The sequence below is a fragment of the Xanthobacter aminoxidans genome (assembly GCF_043193615.1).
In the GTDB taxonomy this organism is placed as follows: Bacteria; Pseudomonadota; Alphaproteobacteria; order Rhizobiales; family Xanthobacteraceae; genus Xanthobacter; species Xanthobacter aminoxidans.
The window spans coordinates 260401-281602 of record NZ_JBAFUS010000005.1; the positions used below are offsets into that span (position 1 = coordinate 260401).

A 21202-nucleotide genomic window follows, 5' to 3' on the forward strand; every position below is an offset into this window, starting at 1 on the left:
TTGGGATGATGGCGTTGGAAGAGCCGCCCGCGTTCGTCGTCCATATCGTTGACGATGATCCGGCGGTCTGCAATTCACTGAAATTCGCCCTCGAGGTGGACGGCTTCAACGTGCAGACCTATGCGCGCTCGGAGGACGTGCTTGCGGCCGACCTGTCCTGTGGCGGTTGCATGATTGTGGACTACAATCTCCCCGGGATCAACGGTCTCGACCTGCTGCGGGAGCTCGACCGGCGCCACGTCCATCTGCCGGCCTTCCTCATCACCAGCAACCCGGCCCTGCATGTGCGCCGGCGCGCCACCGACCAGGGGGTCGCGATCATCGAGAAGCCGCTCCTCGGCAACCAGCTGGCCGAGGCGGTGCGCGACAGCTTCGTTCGCTCCCGCCCCTGCTGAGACGATTTCGCCTTTCCCACTTGCCCCATTTTCCCTAGCGTTACCGACGGACCGCCGCGCCGAACCTGAGGCGGGGTCCGAAGCATCGAGGCCGCCATGACCACGCGCAATCTCGACGCCCTCTTCCATCCCCGTGCCATTGCCCTGGTGGGCGCCAGCAACCGCACCGGCACCGTCGGTGCGCTGGCCGCGCGCAACCTGTTCGAGGCTGGGTTCGAGGGGCCCATCCTCTCCGTCAATCCGAAGGAACGGGCCATCCGCTCCTCGCTCAACTACGCCTCGGTGGCAGATCTGCCGATCCCGGTGGACCTCGCCGTCGTCGCGGCGCCGCCCGACGAGGCGCCCCGCGTGATCTCGCAGCTCGGCGAGAAGGGCTGCCGCGCCGCCGTGGTACTTCCGGCCGGCTACGGACCGGGCGAGCAGTTCGAGGGGGCGGAACAGCGTCAGGCGCTCCTGGATGCGGCGCGTCCGCATCTCCTGCGCATCATCGGGCCGAACGGTCTCGGTTTCATCTCCACCCGCCCGCACATCAACGCCAGCATTGCCCACCTGATGCCGGCCAAGGGCGACGTCGCCTTCGTCAGCCAGTCCGACACCATGACCGCGGCGGTGCTGGACTGGGCCCACGCCCGCGGCTTCGGCTTTTCCCATGTGGCGGCGCTGGGCGAGAAGGCCGACGTGGATTTCGGCGACCTGCTCGACTATCTCGCCCTCGACAACACCACCCGCGCCATCCTGCTCTATGTCGAGAGCATCGCCGACGCCCGCAAGTTCATGTCGGCCGGGCGCATCGCGGCGCGCGCCAAGCCGGTCATCGTCATCAAGGCCGGTCGCAGCGTGGCCGGGGCGCAGGCCGCGCTCTCCCACACCGGCGTCCTCGCCGGCAGCGATCTCGTGTTCGACGCCGCGCTGCGCCGCGCCGGCATGCTGCGCGTGCACGAAATGCGGGAACTGTTCGAGGCGGTGACGACGCTCTCCGCTGGCATCCGTCTCACCGGCGAGCGGCTCGCCATCCTCACCAATGGCGGCGGGGCCGGCGTGGTGGCGGTGGATGCGCTGGAGGGCAGCGCCGGCCGGCTCGGCACCCTCCTGCCGGCGACGGTGGAAGCCCTCGACAAGGTGCTGCCCCGCACGTGGTCGCGCTCCAATCCCGTGGATATCCAGGCGGATGCGGACGGCGCGCGCTACGGCGCCGCCTTGAAGGCGCTTCTGGCCGACAAGGGCTCCGACGCCGTGCTGGTGTTGCACGCGCCCAACGCCCTCTCCGACAGCAGCGCCGCCGCCGACGGGGTGATGGCGGTGCTGGAGGCGCGCCAGCGCGCGCCCGTGCTCACCTGTTGGCTCGGCGAGAGCGCCGCCGCCAACGCCCGCCGCCGCTTTGCCGGCCGCCGCATTCCCACCTACGACACGCCGGACGAGGCGGTGCGCGCCTTCGGCCATCTGGTCGCCTACCAGCGCAACCAGACCCTTCTCATGGAGACGCCGCCCGCGCGCTCCTTCGATGAGCCCGACCGCCCCGCCGCCCGCCGGCTGGTGGAGGGGGTTCTCGCCGCCGGCCGCTCGGCCCTGACCGAGGTGGAGGCGAAGGCGGTGCTCGCCGCCTATGACATCCCGGTGGTGGACACCCGCATCGCCACGACCCCCGAAGAGGCCGGGCGCCTTGCCGAGGCGATTGGCTTCCCGGTGGTGGTGAAGGTGCTGTCCCACGACCTCACCCACAAGTCCGACGTGGGCGGCGTGCGGCTCGACCTGCGCTCCTCCACAGCGGTCGAAGACGCCTGCCGGGCCATCGTCGCCTCCGTCGCCGAGAAGCGCCCCGGCGCGCGCATCGAGGGCTTCACGGTGCAGGCGATGATCCGCCGGCCCAATGCCCAGGAGCTGATCGCCGGCATCGGCTACGACAAGACCTTCGGCCCGGTGGTGCTGTTCGGCCAGGGCGGCACGGCGGTGGAGGTCATTGGCGACCGGGCGGTGGCGCTGCCGCCGCTCAACGGGGTGCTGGCCCGCGAGATGATCGAGCGCACGCGGGTGGCGAAGCTGCTCGCCGGCTATCGCGACCATCCGCCCGCCGACATGAATGCGGTGGCCGGCACGCTGGTGAAGGTGGCCGAGCTGCTCGCCGACCTGCCGCAGATCGCCGAGCTGGACATTAACCCGCTGCTCGCCGACGAGCACGGCGTCCTCGCCCTCGACGCCCGCATCGTGGTGCATCCGACGCGGGTGGAAGGTACGGACCGCTTCGCCATCAAGCCGTTCCCCTCCGACCTGTCGAAGACGCTGGAGCTGACCGACGGCTCGACCGTGGCGCTGCGGCCGATCCGGCCGGAGGACGAGCCCGGCCTCGTGGACGTGGTGCACCGCTCCGACCCGCAGGACGTGCGAATGCGCTTCCTCGGCTCGGTGAAGGACTTCCCGCACCTGATGGCCGCCCGCCTGTCGCAGATCGACTACGATCGCGAGATGGCCTTCGTGGCGCAGGAGGACAACGGGGACATCTGCGGCGTGGTGCGCATCATCGCGGACCCCGACAACGACGCCGCCGAATACGCGATCATGGTTCGGTCGGATTTCAAGGGCAAAGGCCTCGGCTTCCAGCTGATGAGCGAGATTCTCGCCCACGCCAGAAAGAGAGGACTGCGGCAGGTGTTCGGAGACGTGATGCGCGAGAACGGCCCCATGCTGCGCCTCGCCGAGGATCTCGGCTTCAAGGCGACGCCGGGCAGTGACGACCCCTCGGTGATGCGCGTGGTCCTCAACCTTGACGTGCCGTCCAATGTTGGTGTCGAGATACCAGAGGAAGCTTGACGCTCGTGAACCTTACGGCGATATCCCTATTGCCACCGCTCGGGGGAGGCTCCACGATGCCGTTGGTTTCCGAGCTCGGACAACCGGCGACGACGAGCGCTGGAAGGGTTCGGGGGAGGAAAAGATGCGCCGGAGGCCGCCCGACCACCCCCTTGGTGGCAGGGATCGGGAACGCCGTCGCCATGACCGGCAAGAGTGAATCGTGAGCGATGCCAATGAAGTAGCGCGAGGCCCCTGGCAATCGGAATATCTTGCGCTGCATGATCCCGTAACCAGTCTGCCGAACCGCCTTCTGATGATGGAGTTCCTCGCCGGCGCGCTCAGCTCGCCGCAGGAAGGCCGGCGCACGCTCGCCGTGTTTGCGCTCGACATCGACAATTTCCGCCAGCTCAACGAGATGTACGGGCTCGCCTCCGGTGACCTGATCCTCGCGGAGACCGCGCGACGGTTGCGCCGCTGCGTCCGCGACAACGATCTCGTCGCCCGCGTCGGCGCCGACGAGTTCATTCTGGTCGCCACCGGCCTCGCCGATTCGAAAGCCGTGGACGGGCTCCACCGCCGGTTGCAGGCCGCGCTGAGCGTGCCGGTGGCGCTTCCCTCGGGGGCCGTCGCCTATCCACAGGCCGACATGGGCATCGCCCTCGCGCCTCTCGATGCCCACGAGCCCGACAGCCTGATCCATTGCGCCGAACTCGCCCTCAACCGGGCGAAGGACGAGGGCCCCGGCGCCTGCTGCTATTTCGCGGCCGACATGAACGACGAGATGGCCGGGCGCCGCACGCTGGAAGGCGACCTGCGGCGCGCCATCGTTTCGGACGAATTCGTGCTGCTGTTCCAGCCGCGCTGCGACGCGCGCACGCTGGAGCTGCTCGGCGTCGAGGCGCTGATCCGCTGGGACCACCCCCAGCTCGGCCGCCTCGCCCCGGACGAGTTCGTGCCCATCGCCGAGAAAAGCGGGCTGGTGATTCCGCTTGGCGAATGGGTGCTGCGCAAGGCCTGCGACACCATCTCCCGCCTGCCCGAGCTGAACGTCTCGGTGAACGTCTCCGTGGTCCAGTTCCGCAATGGCGAACTGGTGGGCACGGTGGAATCCGCGCTCCGGGCCACCAGCCTGCCGGCCCACCGGCTGGAGCTGGAGATCACCGAGAGCGTGCTGATCGAGAACACCGACAAGGCGCTCGACATCCTCGAAGGGCTGAAGAAGCTCGGCGTCCGCCTGTCCATGGACGATTTCGGCACCGGCTATTCCTCGCTCGGCTATCTCCGCACCTTCCCGTTCGACGCGCTCAAGATCGACCGCCGTTTCGTCGGCGACCTCGACCAGAGCAAGGGCGCGCTCGCCATCGTCCAGGCCATCCTCGGCCTCGGCCGGGCGCTCGGGATGCAGGTGGTGGCGGAAGGCGTGGAGACGGAAAGCCAGCTCGCCGTCCTCAAGGCCGATTCCTGCGACGAGGTGCAGGGCTTCTATCTCGGCCGCCCCATGACCGAGGAAGCGCTGCGCGCCTATATCGCCGAGCGGCGACTGGCGAGCTGAGCCGCCGCCTTTCACCCCGCCTTCCGCCTCGTCTTTTGCCGCGCTAGGCTCCCGTCGTCGCAACGGAAATCGCCTGCCGCATGTGGTCCCGCCTCTACTGGCTCGCCGTCGGCGGCCCCCTTGCAGCCGGCCTTCTGGTGATGGGGGCAGATCCCGCGCCCTTGCAGGATCTGCGCAACGGCCTGTTCGACCTCTACCAGCGCGCCGCCCCGCGGCCCTACGACCCTGATCTGCCGGTGCGGGTGGTGGACGTGGACGACGCCTCCCTCGCCCGCGTGGGCCAATGGCCCTGGCCCCGCACGACGGTGGCGGAGCTGACGCAGAAGCTGGCCGCCCTCGGCGCGGCGGCCATCGCCTTCGACATGGTGTTTTCCGAGCCGGACCGGCTCGACCCCGCGAGCGTGGTGAAGCTACTGCCCGCCGAGGCCCGTGCCCCGGCCGAGGCGGCGCTGGCCGGCCGCGACAGCTCCGACCAGCAGCTCGCTGCGACGCTCAAGGCCAGCCCGTCCGTGCTCGGCGCCATCCTCACCCACGGCACAGGCGGCGCCTATGCGGAGAAATGGGGCATGGCCAGCGCGGGCGACGATCCGCGCGCCTTCGTGCCGCGCTTCTCCGGCGCCGTCGTACCTTTGCCGGAGCTGGCTGCCGCCGCGCGGGGCATCGGCGCGCTGAACTGGCTGCCCGATCACGACCAGGTGGTGCGCCGCGTGCCCATCCTCCTCGGCCTCGACGGAAAGCTGGTGCCGAGCCTGTCGGCGGAGGCGCTGCGCGTGGCGCAGGGCGCGTCCACCTATGTGGTGCGCGCCTCCAACGCCAACGGCGATCAGGCCTTCGGCACCAAGTCCGGCATCACGGCGGTGAAGATCGGCGCCCTCGATGTGGCGACCGATGCCGCGGGCGAGGTACGGGTCCGCTTCACCGCCACCGACCCTCGCCGCTTTCTCTCCGCGGCCGACGTGCTCGACGGCAAGGTGCCGCCCGCCGAAGTGGAGGGGCGCATCATCCTCGTCGGCTCCAGCGCGCCGGGGCTGATGGACACGCGGGCAACACCCCTCGATGCTGCCGTGCCCGGCGTGGAAATCCAGGCCCAGCTCATCGAGCACATCGTGGCCGGCGCCCGCCTCGTGCGGCCGGACTGGGCGCGCGGCGCGGAGATCGTGCTCACCGGCGTTCTTGGACTCCTGCTGGCGCTGGCATTGCCCCGCGTGTCCGCGCCCGTCGCCGGGGTGCTCGGCCTCGCCGTGGTGGCGGCGCTTGGCGCGGGGGCGTGGCTGGCCTTCACCCGTTTCGACCTGCTGCTCGATCCCATGGGGCCGGGGGCAGCGGTGCTCGGCGTCTATGGCATGGGCGTGCTCGCCCTCTATCGCGACGAGCAGCGGCAGAAGAAATGGGTGCGCTCGGTGTTCGGCCGCTTCGTCTCGCCCAAGGTGGTGGAGCGCCTCGCGGAGAACCCCGAACGCCTCGTGCTGGGCGGCGAGACGCGCGAGATCACCATCCTGTTCTGCGACCTGCGCGACTTCACCTCCTTGTCGGAGACCATGGACGCGCAGGCCCTCACCCGCTTCATGAATGCCTATCTCACGCCCATGACGGAGGTGGTGCTCGCCCATGGCGGCACCATCGACAAATACATCGGCGACGCCATCATGGCCTTCTGGAATGCGCCGGTGGACGATGCGGCCCACGCCCGCAACGCCGCGCTCTGCGCCCTCGCCATGTCGGCCCGGCTGGAGGCGCTGAACGCGGAGTGGCGCCGCGCGGCGGAAGCGCAGGGGCGGCCGTGGCACCCCGTGCGCTGCGGCATCGGGCTCGCCACCGGGCCCTGCTGCGTCGGCAATCTCGGCTCGGCGCAACGGCTCGAATATTCCTGCCTCGGCGACGACGTGAACCTCGCCTCCCGCATCGAGGGCGCCACCAAGTCCATGCGGGTGGACATCCTCGTCTCCGAGGCGACGCGCGAGGCGGCGGGCGACCTCGCCTTCCTCGAGGCCGATCTCCTGATGCTCAAGGGCAAGTCCAAGGCGAGCCAGCTCTATCTCCTCGCCGGCGACCCGGATTTCTCGCGGTCCGACGCCTTCTCCCGACTGGAAGAGCGGCACGGCGCACTGATGACCGCCTATGGCGCGGGAAGCTTCGGAGAGGCGGAGGCGCTGGCGGAGGCGCTGGCGGCGAGCGCGCCGGCGCGGCTGGCCCGCTTCTACGGCCTCTACGTGGAGCGGTGCCGGGGTGCGGCGGACCAGACCGATGCGCCGGCCGCCCCGGCCTGAACGCTCCCGCCACCAGTCTTACCCCTTGCCAACACGCTAGACCGCCTGCAGAAAAGTCGTGATGAGCGGCACGGATCGAGCCTCCCCGAACGGTGGAACGACCCCGGCGACGCGGGAAGCGCTCCCGCGCGACGTGCTCACCTATCTCTGGCGCGCCGAGCCGCTGTCCCACATCAAGCTGTTCGCCCTCGTCCTGCTGCTGCTGCCGTTCAACTACGCCTCGCTGGAATTGCCGCGCCTCATCGTCAACGGCGTGACGGATTCCATCGGCGGGACGGTGCCCAAGCTGTTCGACTTCGATCTCGCCTGGCCCGACTTTCTCGGCGGCGGCGTCATTATCGATCTCTCCGGGTTCGAGGTGTCCGCCTTCGGGCTGCTCGCCGGGCTTGCGGCGCTGCTGTTCGCGCTGCAGCTCATCCAGCAGCACATTTCCCGCCTCATCGAGATGGCGAAGGCCCGGCTCGGCGAGCGGATCATCGTCGGGCTGCGCCGCCAGCTGTTCGACGTCATCCAGCGCCTGCGCCCTGAGGCGCCGATGAAAAGCAAGGCGATGGAAGTGGGCAACATGCTGCGGTTCGAGGTGGGGCCCATCTCCCCCTTCGCCGGCATGGCCTTCGCGCAGCCGCTGAAGTCCGCCGGCCTCATCGGCTCGGCGACGCTGCTCATCTTCACCCAGAATGCGACGCTGGGCGGCTGCGCCATCGGCATCCTCGCGCTCAACTACGTGCTGCTGGGCATCCAGCGGCGCGACAACGCCCACAAGCTGCAAATCTACCAGCGCGAGGCGGTGGCGCTGGGCAAAAGGGTGATGGCCGGCATCGACCGCCTGCCCCTCGTCCATGGCTTCGCCACCAGCCCGTGGGAGCGCGCGGCGGTGGACGGGCGCCTTGCCGTGGTGTCCGAGGCGAGCCTCGATCTCAAGCGGCAGAACTTCACCGACCGGGTGCTGAACCTGCTCATGTCGGACGTGCCGACGCTGGTGTTCTATTTCGTCGGCGGCTGGCTGGCGCTGACCGGCGCCATCAACATCGGCCAGCTCGTGGCGGTGGTCGCGGCCTACGGCCAGATCCCCGAGCCGCTGAAAGAGCTGATCGAGTGGGACGAGAAGCGCGTCGTCGCGCAGGTGCGCTACGATTTCGCCCGCTACTATCTCGAAACACAGGAAGTCTGGCCCAAGGGCTCGCAGGACGACACCGGCTGGGAGGGCGTACCCTTCGACGGCGCGCTGAAGATCGCCGACCTCGGCGTGGTGGACCCCGCCGGCAGTCTTCTCCTCGATGGCGTGAGCCTCGATGTGCCCGCCGGCACGGCGGTGGCGCTCAAGGGACCGGACGCCGGCGGCAAGCATGCGGTGGCGCGCGTCTGCGGCCGTGCCATCTCGCTCTACAGCGGCTCGGTGCGCATTGGCGGGCACGATCTTTCGAGTGTCCCTGAATCCGTCATCGGCCGGCACGTGGCCTATGCCGGCGGCGACCCCATCGTGCTCAACGCGTCCCTGCGCGAGAACATGCTGTGCGCGCTGGAGCGCCACCCCGGCCGGCCGGCCCCCGGCGCCACCGAGCCCGAGCCCTCCGGCCTCGACGATGCGGCCCAGCTCGACCGGGCGATCCTCGCCGCCTTGAGCCTTGCGGGGCTCGGCGATCTCGTGGTGCGGCTCGGCCTCGAACGCCGGCTCGATCCCGAGGCGAGCCCCGCGCTGGCCGAGCGCATCGTGACCGCCCGCGCCGCCGTCACCGACGCTATCGCCCGCCGCCAGCAGGAGACGGGACGCGTGCTGATCGAGCCGTTCCGCTTCGCCGCCTTCAACCGCTTCATGACGCTGGCGGAAAACATCCTGTTCGCGGCGCCGCTGAACGACACGCGCGGCGCCGCCTCGCTGCTCTCCGATCCCGGCCTGATGCCCGAGCTGGAGCGGCTCGGCGTCGCCGACGATCTGACCGCCCTCGGGCTCAGCGCCCTGCGCACCCTCGCCGAGCTTGCCGGCGGACAGGACGCCATCGCGGACATCGACACCAAGGGCCTGCTGCGCGCGGAGGAGATGACCGCCGCGCGCACGCTCCTCGCCCATGCCGGCACCGGCGTCGGTTTGGCGCCGGACGAGCGGGCGCTGCTGCTGCGTGTCGCCGGACGCTATTGCGAGCCGCGCCACCGCTTCGGCCTCATCGATGAGGACTGGCAGCAGCGGGCGCTCGCCACCCGCGCGCAATTGGCCCATCTGAAGGAGGTGTCCGGCACACCCCTCGCCCGCTACCAGCCGGACAGCTACTGCCGGGCGCTGACCGTGCGCGACAATCTGCTGTTCGGCCGCATCGCCGCAGACCGCGCCGGCGCCGCCGCCACGGTGGACGATCTGGTGCGCGAATGCCTGAAACAGGACGGCTTCATCGCCCAGGTGGAGCGCCTGAGCCTCGACGTGGCGCTGGGCGAGGGCGGCCTGCCCCTCTCGGCCGCCGAGCGCGGCAAGCTGACCCTCGCCCGCTGTCTCGTGGCGGAGCCCGATCTGCTCATCATCGACGACGCTCTGGCCCCGCTGGCGCCGTCCGAGCAGAGCCGGCTGATCGAGACCGTGCTCGCCCACCGCGAAGGGCGCACCACGCTGGTGGTGCTCGATTCCGCCGAGCCGCTCGAACTGTTCGCGCAGGTGATCGTGCTCGCCCACGGGCAGGTGGAGCGCATCGAGGGGGCGGAACTCTCCGCCACCGGGACGTGAGGGACCCACAAGGATCAGGTCATGAGCATTGAAGACGAGGCCCGCGTCCTCTCCCGCATCCCCATGTTCCGCGATCTCGAGCCGAGCCAGCTCCGGCTGCTCGCCTTCTCCGCGACGCGGCTCGATGTGGCGCCGGGCGACGTGCTGTTCCACCAGGGCGAGGCGCCCGACGCCGCCTATGTCATCCTCGACGGCACCGCCGTCATCGAGGTGACGGCCGGCGGTGCCACCCATGAGATCACCCGCCTCGCCAAGGATACGGTGGTGGGCGAGATGGGCGTCCTCACCGGCGAAGCCCGCAGCGCCACGGTGCGCGCGGGTGAGCCCATGAGCGTGCTGCGCATGGAAACGGACCTGTTCCTCGCGCTGCTGGACAAGACACCCTCCCTCGCCCGTTCCGTGCTGCGCGACCTCGCGCTGCGGCTTCAGGAGACGACGCGCGCGCTGGTGAAGGCGCGGGGCTGACGACGGCTTCGGCCATGTCGGTGGCGGCTCCCAAACCTCTGAGCCGGATCATCTTTTCACCGCCACGCCGACGCTCTGGCCGCTTGCATCCCGCAAGGTAAGACGCCACCATGGATCACCAACGAAAAGGTCCATGGGGGGTACACACATGAAGATGGTGAAAGCCGTGGTGGGTCTCGCGCTGGCCCTCAGCCTTGCCGCCTGCTTCGAGGGCAAGCCCGGCCCGGCCGGCCCCGCAGGGGCTGCGGGCGCACAGGGTCCCGCGGGCGTTGCCGGTCCCGCCGGCCCGGCGGGGGCGCCTGGTCCGGCTGGCCCCGCAGGTCCGGCCGGTCCGCAGGGCGCGCAAGGTCCGGTCGGCCCGGCTGGCGCTGCTGGCGCCGCGGCCTCGGCCAACATCACGCTCCGCGCTTCGGCGTGTCCCGAGGCCGGCTGCCTCGCCTCCTGCGAGACCGGCGAGAGCGTGATCGGCGGCTATTGCGTGAACGTGGACCGCGGCATGCAGCATATCGCCGTCTTCTCGGCACGCGGCGACAAGACCGAGGTGGAATGCCTTCATCCGGTGAAGCAGGTGGTGGCGGTCTGCCTCAAGCCGTGAGGGTGCGACGCCACCCGCTCAACCCCGGCGTCGCAGGATCTTGAGGCGCCCCAGCAGTTCGGCCACCGCCTCCTGCGGCAAGTGGCCGATCTCGCGGGCGAGCAGATTGGCCAGCTCGGTGGCCTGCGGCGACAGATCGGCGGTGTCCACCACCACCCGCGGCTGCGACAGCTCCGCGAGGCGCTGGAGATCCTCCGCCTCGTCCCAGATCACGTTGAAATAGGCGATGATGCGCTGGGTGAGGGCCCAGGTGGGCTTGCCGCGCTTTCCGGTCTCCAGCGCCGAGAGATAGGTGGGCGTGACGCCGATGGCCCGCGCCATCTCGGTGAGGGTCACGCCGCGTTGGGCGCGCAGGTCGCGCACCCGGCGTCCGAAGGGCGTCATGCCGGGATCCTTGTGGTTCCACCCATTTTCGTGGTGCAGGGGCGAGCCGGAAGGCCGCGCCCCACACATCAGACCGGATAGCCCCATCACCCGCGGCTCGTCCATGGGGAAGCACACGGGAAAGCCTGCCGGCAAACGAAAACGGCGGCGCAGAGCGCCGCCGTTCGTTCACGCATCGATCCTGTCGGGATGTCAGGTCCAGCTGCTGTCGTCGCCGCCGCCGTCATCCCAGCCGGCTTCGTCGCCGATGTCGTCATAGCCGGTGTCTTCGGGCCCGGCCTCCTCGTAGCCCGCTTCTTGCTGGCTCGAGCCGTTCCAGAAATTGTCGGTGCCGGCGTTCTGACCGCCCAGCGCCGCCTGGGCGTCCTGGCCGAGATTGCCGGTGCCGGGGGTCTCGGGCTTGCCGAGCTCGGCCGCGGCCGCATGGGCCACCGCGCCGCCACCACCGGTCATCATGTTCTTGATGCCGTCATAGAGCAGCGCACCGCCAGCGACACCCGCCGCCGTGGCGAGCGCACCCTGCAGGAAGCCGCCGCCGCTGCGTTGCGGCTGGGGCGCGGCCTGCTGGGCCCAAGGTCCGCCCTGCTGGCCGTAACCACCCTGCTGGGGATAGCCCTGCTGCGGATACCCGCCTTGCTGGGCGTAACCCTGTTGAGAATAACCCTGCTGGCCGTAGCCGGCGGGCAATCCCATGGGCTGGCCCGGCTGCGGCTGGGTCGAAGACTGGCCCCAAGGCTGGCCGGAGGAAGGCTGGCCTGCATACTGGCCATTGTCCCGCGCGCCCGCGGACGGAACGGACGAACGCCCGCCGCCGAACAGGCCGCCAAGGAAGCCACCGGACGACCCGGACGAACGCTGCTGCGCCTCGGCCGCGCGGGCTTCGGCATCGGCAAGCTGGGCCTCCAGATCCTGCACGCGGCCATAGGCCTGCTGCAGGGCGTGCTCCTGCACCAGAACGCTCTGGGCGAGGGCATAGGTGGCGTGGGGTGCCTCGGCGACGCGGCGCGCGATCAGCGCCTCGGCCTCCGCATCGCGCGGCTGGCTGGCAACACTGCGCATGCGATCGAACAGGCCGTCGATCAGGGCACGTTCCTCGGGGGTCATTTCCGCCTCCGGTGAGTGGATGGCGAGGATATGAGCAGACGAGCATGGCCGGGGAAGGGCTCCCCGCATGAAATTTTTGTAACGCCGCGGTAGCGGAGCAGGGTCACTCCGCCGCGTCGGCCGGGGTGCCGCTGTCCGCCGCGCTCGCCCCGCCGCCGAAGCCGAAGCGCTTCTCCACATAGGCTTCCACCATCTGGCGGAACTCTTCCTGGATGTTGGCGCCGCGCAGGGTCGCGACCTTCTTGCCGTCGATGAAGACGGGGGCGGAGGGCGTCTCGCCGGTTCCGGGCAGCGAGATGCCGATGTCGGCGTGCTTGGATTCCCCCGGCCCGTTCACGATGCAGCCCATGACCGCCACATTCAGGGTCTCGACGCCGGGATATTGCGCCTTCCACACCGGCATCCGGGTGCGGATCATGTCCTGCACGCTCTGCGCCAGCTCTTGGAACACGGTGGAAGTGGTGCGGCCGCAGCCCGGGCAGGCGGCCACCAGCGGCACGAAGGTGCGCAGGCCCATGGTCTGCAGGATTTCCTGCGCCACCTGCACCTCGCGGGTGCGGTCGCCGTTGGGCTCGGGGGTCAGCGACACGCGGATGGTGTCGCCGATGCCCTGCTGGAGCACCACGCCCATGGCCGCCGTGGACGCGACGATGCCCTTCGATCCCATGCCCGCCTCGGTCAGGCCGAGGTGGAGAGCATAGTCCGAGCGGCGCGCCAGCTCGGAATAGACCGCGATCAGGTCCTGCACCGCCGACACCTTGGCGGAGAGGATGATGCGGTTGCGGCCGAGGCCGATCTCTTCCGCCAGCGCCGCCGAGAGCAGCGCCGAGCGCACCAGCGCCTCGCGCGTCACCGCCCGCGCTTCCGCAGGCTTCGGCAGGCGGGCGTTCTCGTCCATCAAGCGGGTCAGCAGTTCGCCGTCCAGGGAGCCCCAGTTGGCGCCAATGCGCACCGGCTTGTCGTGCTTGATGGCGGTTTCGACGATGGCGGCGAACTGCCGGTCCTTCTTGTCGCCGAAGCCCACATTGCCGGGATTGATGCGGTATTTCGCCAGCGCTTCCGCGCAGGCGGGATGATCAGCCAGCAGCTTGTGGCCGATATAGTGAAAATCGCCCACGAGGGGCACGTCGATGCCCTGCGCCAGCAGCTTCTCGTGAATGTGCGGCACGGCGGCGGCCGCCTCGTCGCGGTCCACCGTGATGCGCACGATCTCGGACCCGGCGCGGGCGAGCGCCGCGACCTGACGCACGGTGCCGGCGATGTCGGCCGTATCGGTGTTGGTCATGGACTGGACCACCACCGGCGCCCCGCCGCCAACCATCACCCGGCCGACGGGAACGCCCACCGTCATGTGCCGGCGGGCCGGCCCGGCCTCAAGCAGCTCGACGGGAACCACGGGCGCGGCGCTGGTGAGGGTTTCGGCGCTGGTCATGGGTCTGGTCCTCGAACGACGGGCGATCCGCAGGTGTACGGCGCCGGGGCAGGCGTGGACCGCATTACGGACGTCGATGCGGCCGGGTTTCGAGTAGGCCGGGGGCAGGAAAGAATCAACCGCCGGCGGTTTCCTTGGCCGCGCCCTTGGCCGCCCCCTTGGCCGCAGGCGCAGGGGCGGCGGACGCCGCCTCCCGGCAATCCGCGCACGTGCCGGCGACCTCCAGCACCCGCTGGCGGGGCTCGAAGCCGGCGGCGCGCGCCGCCCAGGCGAGATCACGGCCGATGGCATGGGAGGCCACCTCCCGCGTCAGGCCGCAGCGCTCGCAGATGAGGAAGACCACCACGTCGGTATCATCGTGGGGATGGGCGCAGGCGAGAAAGGCATTGCGGCTCTCGATGCGGTGGGCGAGGCCTTCGGCCACCAGGAAATCGAGCACCCGATAGACCGACATGGGCGGCGCCGGGTCTCCGGCGGCCGAGAGCTTCTGCACGATCTCGTAGGCGCCGAGCGGCACATGGCTCTCCGCCAAGGCCTTCATGACGTTGCGCCGCAGCGGCGTCATGCGCAGGCCCTTGCGCGCGCAGCACTCCTCCACGCGCGACATGGCGCCTGCCACGCATTGGCCGTGGTCGTGGTCCTTGGTATGGGCGTCGGTGCGGGTCACCCTGCAAATCTAGTGGATGTCCCCCGTTTCCGCCACGGGTCGGGTGAACGAAGGGAGGACGGGAAGTCTCGCCGGCCGGATTGCACCGCAGCGGACGGCGTTGCAATGTGCCGGCCGCAGGCACGCCTGCGTGTGATGGTCTTGCGAGCCAGCGCGGCGCTCAGGCACCGCGTGACAGCAGCGTCACACCGTTCCGCTACACCGTGCCGCCGGCTCCGCAGGGGCCGTGCCGCCTTTTCGGGGAATAGCCATGCTCAAGGGGAAGGTCGCCGTCGTCACCGGGTCCACCAGCGGAATCGGGCTTGCCTATGCCCGGGCCTTCGCCAAGGAAGGCGCGAACGTCGTCATCAACGGCCTCGGCGACGCCGCCGCCATCGAGAAGGAGCGTTCCGCCATCGAGAGCGAGTTCGGCGTGAAGGCGCTCTATTCGCCGGCCAACATGCTGAAGGCGGACGAGATCGAAGGCATGGTGAAGCTCGCCGAGACCGAGCTGGGCGCCTGCGACATCCTCGTGAACAACGCCGGCATCCAGCACGTGGCGCCGATCGAGGAATTCCCGATCGACACCTGGAACACCATCATCGCCATCAACCTGTCGGCGGCCTTCTTCGCCATGCGCGCGGCCATCCCCGGCATGAAGGCGCGCAAATGGGGCCGCATCATCAGCACGGCCTCGGCCCACGCCCTCGTCGCCTCGCCCTTCAAGTCCGCCTATGTCGCGGCCAAGCACGGCATCGCCGGCCTGACCAAGACCGCGGCGCTCGAGACCGCGACCTTCGGCATCACCGTGAACGCCATCTGCCCCGGCTATGTCTGGACCCCCCTCGTGGAGAAGCAGATCCCGGACACCGCCAAGGCGCGCGGCATCACCGAGGAAGAGGTGAAGAAGAACGTTATTCTCGCCGCCCAGCCCACCAAGGAGTTCGTGACGGTGGAAGAGGTGGCTGCCTATGCCGTCTTCCTCGCCTCGGACAACGCCCGCTCCATCACCGGCTCCATGCAGCAGATCGACGGCGGTTGGGTGGCGGAGTGACGCCGGGGCTCCGGCCGTGACGCGGCGCGACGGCGTCAAGCCGCTCAGCCTCGCGCTCCAGGGGGGAGGCGCCCATGGCGCCTTCACCTGGGGTGTGCTCGATCGCCTGCTGCAGGACGAGCGAATCGCCATCGCCGGCATCACCGGCACCAGCGCGGGCGCCATGAACGCGGTGGTGCTCGCCGCCGGGCTCGCCAAGGGCGACCCGGAGGAGGCGCGCCACGCCCTGTCGCAGTTCTGGAAGGATGTGTCGCGCGACGGGCGGATGTCGCCCATCCAGCGCTCGGCCTTCGACCGGCTCATGGGCAACTGGTCGCTCGCCAAGAACCCGGTCTATCTCGCCTTCGAGGTGGCCTCGCGCTTTCTGTCGCCCTACGATTTCAATCCGCTGAACATCAACCCGCTGCGCGAGATTCTCGAAGCCCATGTGGATTTCGAGGCCATCCGGAAGGCGCAGGTGAAGGTGTTCATCTCCGCCACCAACGTCCACACCGGCCGCGCCCGCATCTTCGGGCACGAGGAGATGACGGCGGACGCGGTGATGGCCTCCGCCTGCCTGCCCTTCCTGTTCCAGGCGGTGGAGATCGATGGCGTGCCCTATTGGGACGGCGGCTACATGGGCAATCCGCCGCTGTTCCCGCTCTACGAGATGGCGGACGCGGACGACATCCTGCTGGTCCAGATCAACCCGGTGGTGCGCGAGACCACGCCCCGCACCGCCAGCGAAATCCAGAACCGGATCAACGAGATCACCTTCAATGCCTCGCTGCTCGCCCAGTTGCGGGCCATCGACAATGCGGCGAAGCTGATCGAACAGGGGCTCATCAGCCGCTGGACCTTGGGCGGCTCGCCCTTCCGTCGGGTGCGGCTGCACCGCATCGGCGGCGAGCACCAGTTGGCGGCGCTGGACGCCACCTCCAAGCTCAACGCGGAATGGTCCTTCCTCCAGCACCTGCGCGACCTCGGACGGGCGGCGGCGGACACGTTCCTCGCCGAGCATTTCGACGACCTCGGCCGTCGCTCGACGCTGGATCTGAGGCTGGAACTGGCGGATTGAGACAGGCCCGCCGGAGCGGGCCTGTCGAAAGCGTCCTCAGCTGCGCGGGGCCTTAGCCACGCGAATCCTTTTTGGCCTGCGCCACCGCCACGAACTTGGTGACGCGGCCGGCCTCGCCGGAAGCCGAGCCGATGCGCTCAAGGCGCGTGCGCTCCTTCGGGGTCATGCCCGTATTGGGGCGCGGCAGATTCGCCGGGCGCTTGGCACGCTTGGAATCGCGCTTCAGCTCCAGTGCCTTGTGCGCACTCTCCACCAGCTCGGCCCGGGCCGCCTGGGTGCGGCGGCGGGTCTGCTCGCGGCGGGCGCGGGTGAGGGCATCGGTGAGGACGGAGGCCTTCTGGCGATTGCCGGAATCAGCCTTGTCGAACGTCACCTCGCCGCGACCGCCCTTGCCGCGCAGAGCCCGGCGCTGGTTGTTCGCGATGGTGACGGCGCGATCACGGCGCTCGCGCAGCTGGGCCACGAGGTCATTCACCTCGCCGTCGCCGAGTGCGCTCACCACGGGCTGGCGGGACTTCTCCACCAGCTCCACTTCCGAATCCGTGAGAAGGCGGCGTTCCGTCTTGCGGGGATGGGCCATGGGGCGGATCTCCTTCTTGTTTTCCGACCCCTATGGCTAGGCCGCCGATTATGTGGATTGTGAGACTGCCGCAGGACCGCCAGCCATGAACGAGACACCCGCCTCTCACCGCACGGAGCCGCGCGGCGCCACGGACTGCGCGGTGATCGTCGCCGACATCACCCGCCTCGCCACTGACGCCATCGTGAACGCCGCCAACGCCTCCCTGCTCGGTGGCGGTGGCGTGGACGGCGCCATCCATCGCGCCGCCGGGCCTGAGCTGTTGGCGCATTGCCGGACGCTGGGCGGCTGCCCCACCGGCGAAGCGCGCCTCACCCCGGGATTCCGGCTCCCGGCGCGCCACGTCATCCACACGGTCGGTCCCGTCTGGCGAGGCGGCGGCGCGGATGAGGATGCGCTGCTCGCCTCCTGCTACCGGGAAAGCCTGCGGCGCGCGGACGAGGCCGGTCTCGCCTCCATCGCCTTCCCCGCCATCTCCACGGGAATCTATGGATTTCCGCCCGAGCGGGCCGCCCCACTGGCGGTCGGCGCCGTCCTCGCCCATCTTGGAGGCCCCGGCAGCGTGACCCGCGTGGTCTTCTGCTGCTTCTCGCAAGGCTCCGCCGACCTCCATCATGACGCCCTCCGCGCCCACGGCATCGCACCCCGCCCCTGAGACCGGGCGGGACCTCCCCATCCTCCACCGCGATGGGCTGATGCTCATCATCGACAAGCCCTACGGCCTGCCGGTCCATGCCGGGCCGAAGGGCGGGGAGACGCTGGCCGATCATCTCGACGCTTTGCGCTTCGGCCTGCCCCGCACGCCCGAGCTGGCGCACCGGCTGGACAAGGACACCTCCGGCTGCCTCGTGCTCGGCCGCCACACCAAGGCGCTGGCGCAGCTCGGAAAGCTGTTCGCCAGCGGCGCGGTGGGCAAGACCTATGTGGCCGTCACCCTCGGCGCCCCGGCGGCGGACGCGGGGCGGATCGACCAGCCCCTGGCCAAACGCTCGCCCCATCGCGGCTGGTGGATGCAGGCGGTGCCCAAGGGATCGCCTGGGGCGCAGGAGGCCATCACCGATTTCCAGGTGCTGCACCGGGCCGGCGACCTTACGGTCATCGCGCTATCGCCGGTGACGGGGCGCACCCACCAGCTGCGCGCGCACCTCTCCCATCTCGGCACGCCCATCCTCGGCGATGCCATCTATGGCGGCGCCTCGCGCCTGCCCGGCGGACCGAAGCTGCACCTGCACTCCCGCCGCGTGGTGGTTCCCCTCAAGGCGGGGGCTCCACCGGTGGACGTGAGCGCCCCTTTGCCGCCGCATATGTGCGAGACGCTTTCTCATCTCGGCCTCGATCCGGTTGCCGTGGGCACCGCCGCCGATCAGGTCGCCTTCGCCAAGCTCGGGACGGCTGTAAGCAAGGCCTGACCCATTTGTGAAGCGGGTTCCGTTGGGGCAATCTGGCCCGGAACTTGCTCCGTGTTAAGCTGGCTGACGAAGGGCAGGAAAGGGAGAGGGTGTGAGCGTATCTCGCGACGGAAAGCTCCCACGCAGGCCCCAGGACCGCACGCCGGAAGAGACCGCGCGTGACCTGCTCGAACGCGCCATCGGCCGCGCCCGCCTCACGGTATTCTGGGAACGGGCCTGGCCCGCTTTCGCGCGTGTCGGGGTTCCCCTGGCCCTGTTCCTCGCCGTCTCCTTCGCCGGTGTCTGGGTGTCGGCGCCCGTGTGGGCGCGCATCGCCGGCGTGGTGCTGTTCGCGCTGGCCATCCTCTTTGCCGCCCGCCCGCTGCTTGCCCTGCGCTGGCCGAGCCGGGAGGAGGCGGTGGCGCGCCTCGATGCGAAGAGCGCCCTCGCCCACCGCCCCGCCACCGCCATTTCCGACAGCCTCGCCACCCGCCCGGACGATCCGGTCGGCGCCGCCCTGTGGCGCGCGCACCTCGCCCGCGCGCTGGCGGCCGCTCGTTCGCTGAAGGCCGGCACGCCCTCGCCCGGCCTCGCCCGTCTCGATCCACGCGCCGTTCGCGCGCTGGCGGTGCTGGCGCTGGCGGCCACTGTCTTCATGGCGCCGGGGCAGCATCTCTCCCGCATCGGCGCGGCCTTCGACTGGAAGACCATCGTCCCGCCCCCGCCCTACCGACTCGATGCCTGGATTGATCCGCCCGCCTATACCGGCCGCCCGCCCGTGGTGCTGCCGGGCCTGCGCTCGGATGATCCCACCTCGCTGAATGCCGCCGCGCTGCAGGTTCCGGTGGGCAGCACGCTCGTGGTGCGTGGCTCCGGCATCGACACCGCCGCCCTCAAGCTCGACGGCGGCATCGTCGAGGCGAAGCCCGAGGCCGATGCGCCGACCACCGCCGGCGAAAAGCGCTACGTGATCCGCGAGGATTCCGACGTCACCTTCCTCGGTCCCGACCAGCGCCGCCTCGCATGGCACTTCAAGGTGCTGGCGGACCAGAAGCCCACCATCAGCTTCGCCAAGGACCCGCAGACCGGCCAGCGCAACGCTCTGGTGCTCGCCTACCGGATGGAGGACGACTACGGGGTGAAGGAAGCCGAGGCGCTGTTCACGCCCCTTCCGCCCGAGCCGCCTCTCTTCCCGCGCCCCGGCGCATCCCCGCGCAAGATGGCGCAGCCGCTGGTGCCGCCGCCCGACTTCAAGCTGACCTTGCCGGCCGGCGGTCGGACCGGCGCGGCGCAGACCACAAAGGATCTTGTCGCCCATCCCTGGGCCGGCGCCCGCGTGGAGGTCCAGCTCAAGGCCCGCGACGACGCGGGCAACGAAGGCGTCAGCGAGACAAAGACCGTCCGCCTGCCGGCGCGCGCCTTCTCGAAGCCCCTCGCCAAGGCGCTCATCGACGAGCGCCGCCGCCTCGCCTTCGACGCCGGCAACCGCCGCCGGCTGGTCACGGTGCTGGAAGGCCTCACCATCGCCCCCGCCCAGTTCGCCCCTGGCGCCGGCGAATATCTCGGCCTGCGCACCGCGCTGGCCCGCGCCAAGAACGCTCGCAACGACGACGACCTCAGGTCGCTGGTGGATTATCTCTGGGAAGTGGCGGTGCTGATCGAGGACGGCACCCTCTCCGACGCCGAGCGCGAGCTGCGCGCCGCCCAGGAGGCCCTGCGCGAGGCGTTGGAGCGCGGCGCCAGCGACGAGGAGATCAAGCGCCTCACGCAGGATCTGCGCGCGGCCATGGAAAAGATGATGCGGCAGCTCGCCGAGCAGGCGCGCCGCGACAGCGGGACCGACGCCCGCCCGCTCGACCCCAACACCCGCATCGTCCGCCCGCAGGACCTGCAGAAGATGCTGGACCGCATCGAGAATCTCGCCCGCTCCGGCAACAAGGATGCGGCCCGCGAGCTGCTCGACCAGCTCCAGGCCATGATGGAGAACATGCGCCCCGGCAGCCGTCAGGCCGGCCGCCAGCAGCAGGGACAGCAGCAGCAGAGCGAAATCGGCAAGATGATCCAGGAGCAGCAGCGCCTGCGCGACCGCACCTGGCGCCAGAACCGGGAAGGCCAGCAAGGGCAACAGGGTCAGCAAGGCCAACGCGGCCAGCAGGGACAACAGGGCCAGGGTCAGCAAGGACAGCAGGGTCAGGGCCAGCAGCCCGGCGAGAACGGCTTCTCGGACTTGCAGCAGGGACAGCAGGAACTGCGCAAACGCCTCGGCCGCATGCTCGACCAGATGCGCCGCATGCAAGAGGGACAGGGACAGCAGGGCCAAGGTCAGCAGGGCCAGAACGGCGAAGGCGGGGAAGGCGACGCCATGGGCCGGGCCGGCGAGGCCATGGGCCGGGCGGAGCAGGCCATGCGCGAGGCGGAGGAAGCCCTCAGCCGTGGCGAGGGCCAGGGCGCGCTCGACGCCGAGGGCCGTGCCCTCCAGTCGCTCCGGCAGGGTGCGCAGGCCATGGCGGAGGCGCAGCGCGGCCAGCAGGAGGGACAGGGCCCCGGCGGTCCGGGCGAGGAAAGCGCCCAGCGCACCGATCCCCTCGGCCGCCCCCTGCGCAGCCAGGACTATGGCGACGACTTCACCGTGAAGGTGCCGGACGAGGTGGACGCCCAGCGCGCCCGCCGCGTGCTGGAGGAACTGCGGCGCCGGCTGGAGCAGCCGGAGCGTCCGCAGATCGAGCTCGATTATCTGGAGCGGCTGCTGCGCGGGCTGAACTAGAGCGTTTCAGCGTTTCCGAGCG

Annotated in this window: 17 protein-coding genes; 12 read left to right on the forward strand and 5 right to left on the reverse strand. The window is 70.1% G+C overall.

The genetic code is table 11. From position 1 onward, the window contains the following. The first annotated feature begins 5 nt into the window (after positions 1–5). From V5F74_RS21720 to V5F74_RS21750, 7 genes are all read left to right on the forward strand, one after another. Positions 6–395: a response regulator transcription factor gene (locus V5F74_RS21720; RefSeq protein WP_024276568.1), complete on the forward strand. Its 390-nt coding sequence runs from the start codon at positions 6–8 to the stop codon at positions 393–395. Positions 396–491: 96 nt separating this feature from the next. Beyond that, on the forward strand, positions 492–3200 hold the full coding sequence (locus tag V5F74_RS21725) for a bifunctional acetate--CoA ligase family protein/GNAT family N-acetyltransferase (protein WP_394009957.1): 2709 nt from the start codon (positions 492–494) through the stop codon (positions 3198–3200). 202 nt (positions 3201–3402) lie between these two features. Continuing rightward, positions 3403–4734: a putative bifunctional diguanylate cyclase/phosphodiesterase gene (locus tag V5F74_RS21730; protein WP_024276566.1), complete on the forward strand. Its 1332-nt coding sequence runs from the start codon at positions 3403–3405 to the stop codon at positions 4732–4734. An 80-nt stretch (positions 4735–4814) separates the two neighbouring features. Next, positions 4815–7001 carry a CHASE2 domain-containing protein gene (locus V5F74_RS21735; protein WP_394009958.1) on the forward strand — a complete coding sequence of 729 codons (2187 nt, stop codon included), beginning with the start codon at positions 4815–4817 and terminating at the stop codon, positions 6999–7001. Positions 7002–7062: 61 nt separating this feature from the next. Continuing rightward, positions 7063–9711 (forward strand): hypothetical protein, encoded by a 2649-nt coding sequence (locus tag V5F74_RS21740; protein ID WP_394009959.1) that lies wholly within the window; start codon positions 7063–7065, stop codon positions 9709–9711. A 21-nt stretch (positions 9712–9732) separates the two neighbouring features. Then, positions 9733–10176: a Crp/Fnr family transcriptional regulator gene (locus tag V5F74_RS21745; protein WP_029556300.1), complete on the forward strand. Its 444-nt coding sequence runs from the start codon at positions 9733–9735 to the stop codon at positions 10174–10176. Positions 10177–10324: 148 nt separating this feature from the next. Next, positions 10325–10771 carry a hypothetical protein gene (locus V5F74_RS21750; protein WP_024276562.1) on the forward strand — a complete coding sequence of 149 codons (447 nt, stop codon included), beginning with the start codon at positions 10325–10327 and terminating at the stop codon, positions 10769–10771. Between the two features lie 18 nt (positions 10772–10789). On the opposite strand, the gene V5F74_RS21755 is transcribed toward V5F74_RS21750, so the two are convergent. The 4 genes from V5F74_RS21755 to V5F74_RS21770 all read right to left on the reverse strand — a co-directional run bounded on the left by V5F74_RS21755 (position 10790) and on the right by V5F74_RS21770 (position 14298). Then, positions 10790–11155: a helix-turn-helix domain-containing protein gene (locus tag V5F74_RS21755; RefSeq protein WP_024276561.1), complete on the reverse strand. Its 366-nt coding sequence runs from the start codon at positions 11153–11155 to the stop codon at positions 10790–10792. 192 nt (positions 11156–11347) lie between these two features. Then, a complete protein-coding gene (locus V5F74_RS21760) occupies positions 11348–12259 on the reverse strand; it encodes a DUF2076 domain-containing protein (RefSeq protein ID WP_250165478.1) in 912 nt (303 codons plus the stop codon). A 103-nt stretch (positions 12260–12362) separates the two neighbouring features. After that, positions 12363–13691, reverse strand: coding sequence for a flavodoxin-dependent (E)-4-hydroxy-3-methylbut-2-enyl-diphosphate synthase (ispG, locus tag V5F74_RS21765; RefSeq protein ID WP_394009960.1), 1329 nt, complete (start codon positions 13689–13691; stop codon positions 12363–12365). Positions 13692–13806: 115 nt separating this feature from the next. Continuing rightward, entirely contained in the window at positions 13807–14298 is a 492-nt protein-coding gene (locus tag V5F74_RS21770) for a Fur family transcriptional regulator (protein WP_081837798.1), read from the reverse strand. A gap of 310 nt (positions 14299–14608) precedes the next feature. Here V5F74_RS21770 and V5F74_RS21775 point away from each other — a divergent pair, with 310 nt between their 5' ends. Together V5F74_RS21775 and V5F74_RS21780 are read left to right on the forward strand one after the other, a co-directional pair. After that, positions 14609–15391, forward strand: a complete 783-nt coding sequence (locus V5F74_RS21775; RefSeq protein WP_024276557.1) for a 3-hydroxybutyrate dehydrogenase — start codon at positions 14609–14611, stop codon at positions 15389–15391. A gap of 16 nt (positions 15392–15407) precedes the next feature. Continuing rightward, positions 15408–16448 (forward strand): patatin-like phospholipase family protein, encoded by a 1041-nt coding sequence (locus V5F74_RS21780; RefSeq protein WP_029556304.1) that lies wholly within the window; start codon positions 15408–15410, stop codon positions 16446–16448. A gap of 52 nt (positions 16449–16500) precedes the next feature. Here V5F74_RS21780 and V5F74_RS21785 read toward each other — a convergent pair whose 3' ends face one another. Then, on the reverse strand, positions 16501–17028 hold the full coding sequence (locus tag V5F74_RS21785; protein ID WP_374251863.1) for a hypothetical protein: 528 nt from the start codon (positions 17026–17028) through the stop codon (positions 16501–16503). 85 nt (positions 17029–17113) lie between these two features. Between V5F74_RS21785 and V5F74_RS21790 the strand changes: the two genes are divergently transcribed. The 3 genes from V5F74_RS21790 to V5F74_RS21800 all read left to right on the forward strand — a co-directional run bounded on the left by V5F74_RS21790 (position 17114) and on the right by V5F74_RS21800 (position 21180). Then, positions 17114–17683 carry an O-acetyl-ADP-ribose deacetylase gene (locus V5F74_RS21790; RefSeq protein ID WP_394009961.1) on the forward strand — a complete coding sequence of 190 codons (570 nt, stop codon included), beginning with the start codon at positions 17114–17116 and terminating at the stop codon, positions 17681–17683. Next, complete coding sequence (locus V5F74_RS21795) at positions 17643–18437, forward strand: RluA family pseudouridine synthase (protein ID WP_394009962.1); 795 nt, start codon at positions 17643–17645, stop codon at positions 18435–18437. The genes V5F74_RS21790 and V5F74_RS21795 overlap by 41 nt, the downstream gene beginning before the upstream one ends. Positions 18438–18528: 91 nt before the next feature. Further along, a complete protein-coding gene (locus V5F74_RS21800; protein WP_029556308.1) occupies positions 18529–21180 on the forward strand; it encodes a TIGR02302 family protein in 2652 nt (883 codons plus the stop codon). The last annotated feature ends 22 nt before the right edge of the window (positions 21181–21202 follow it).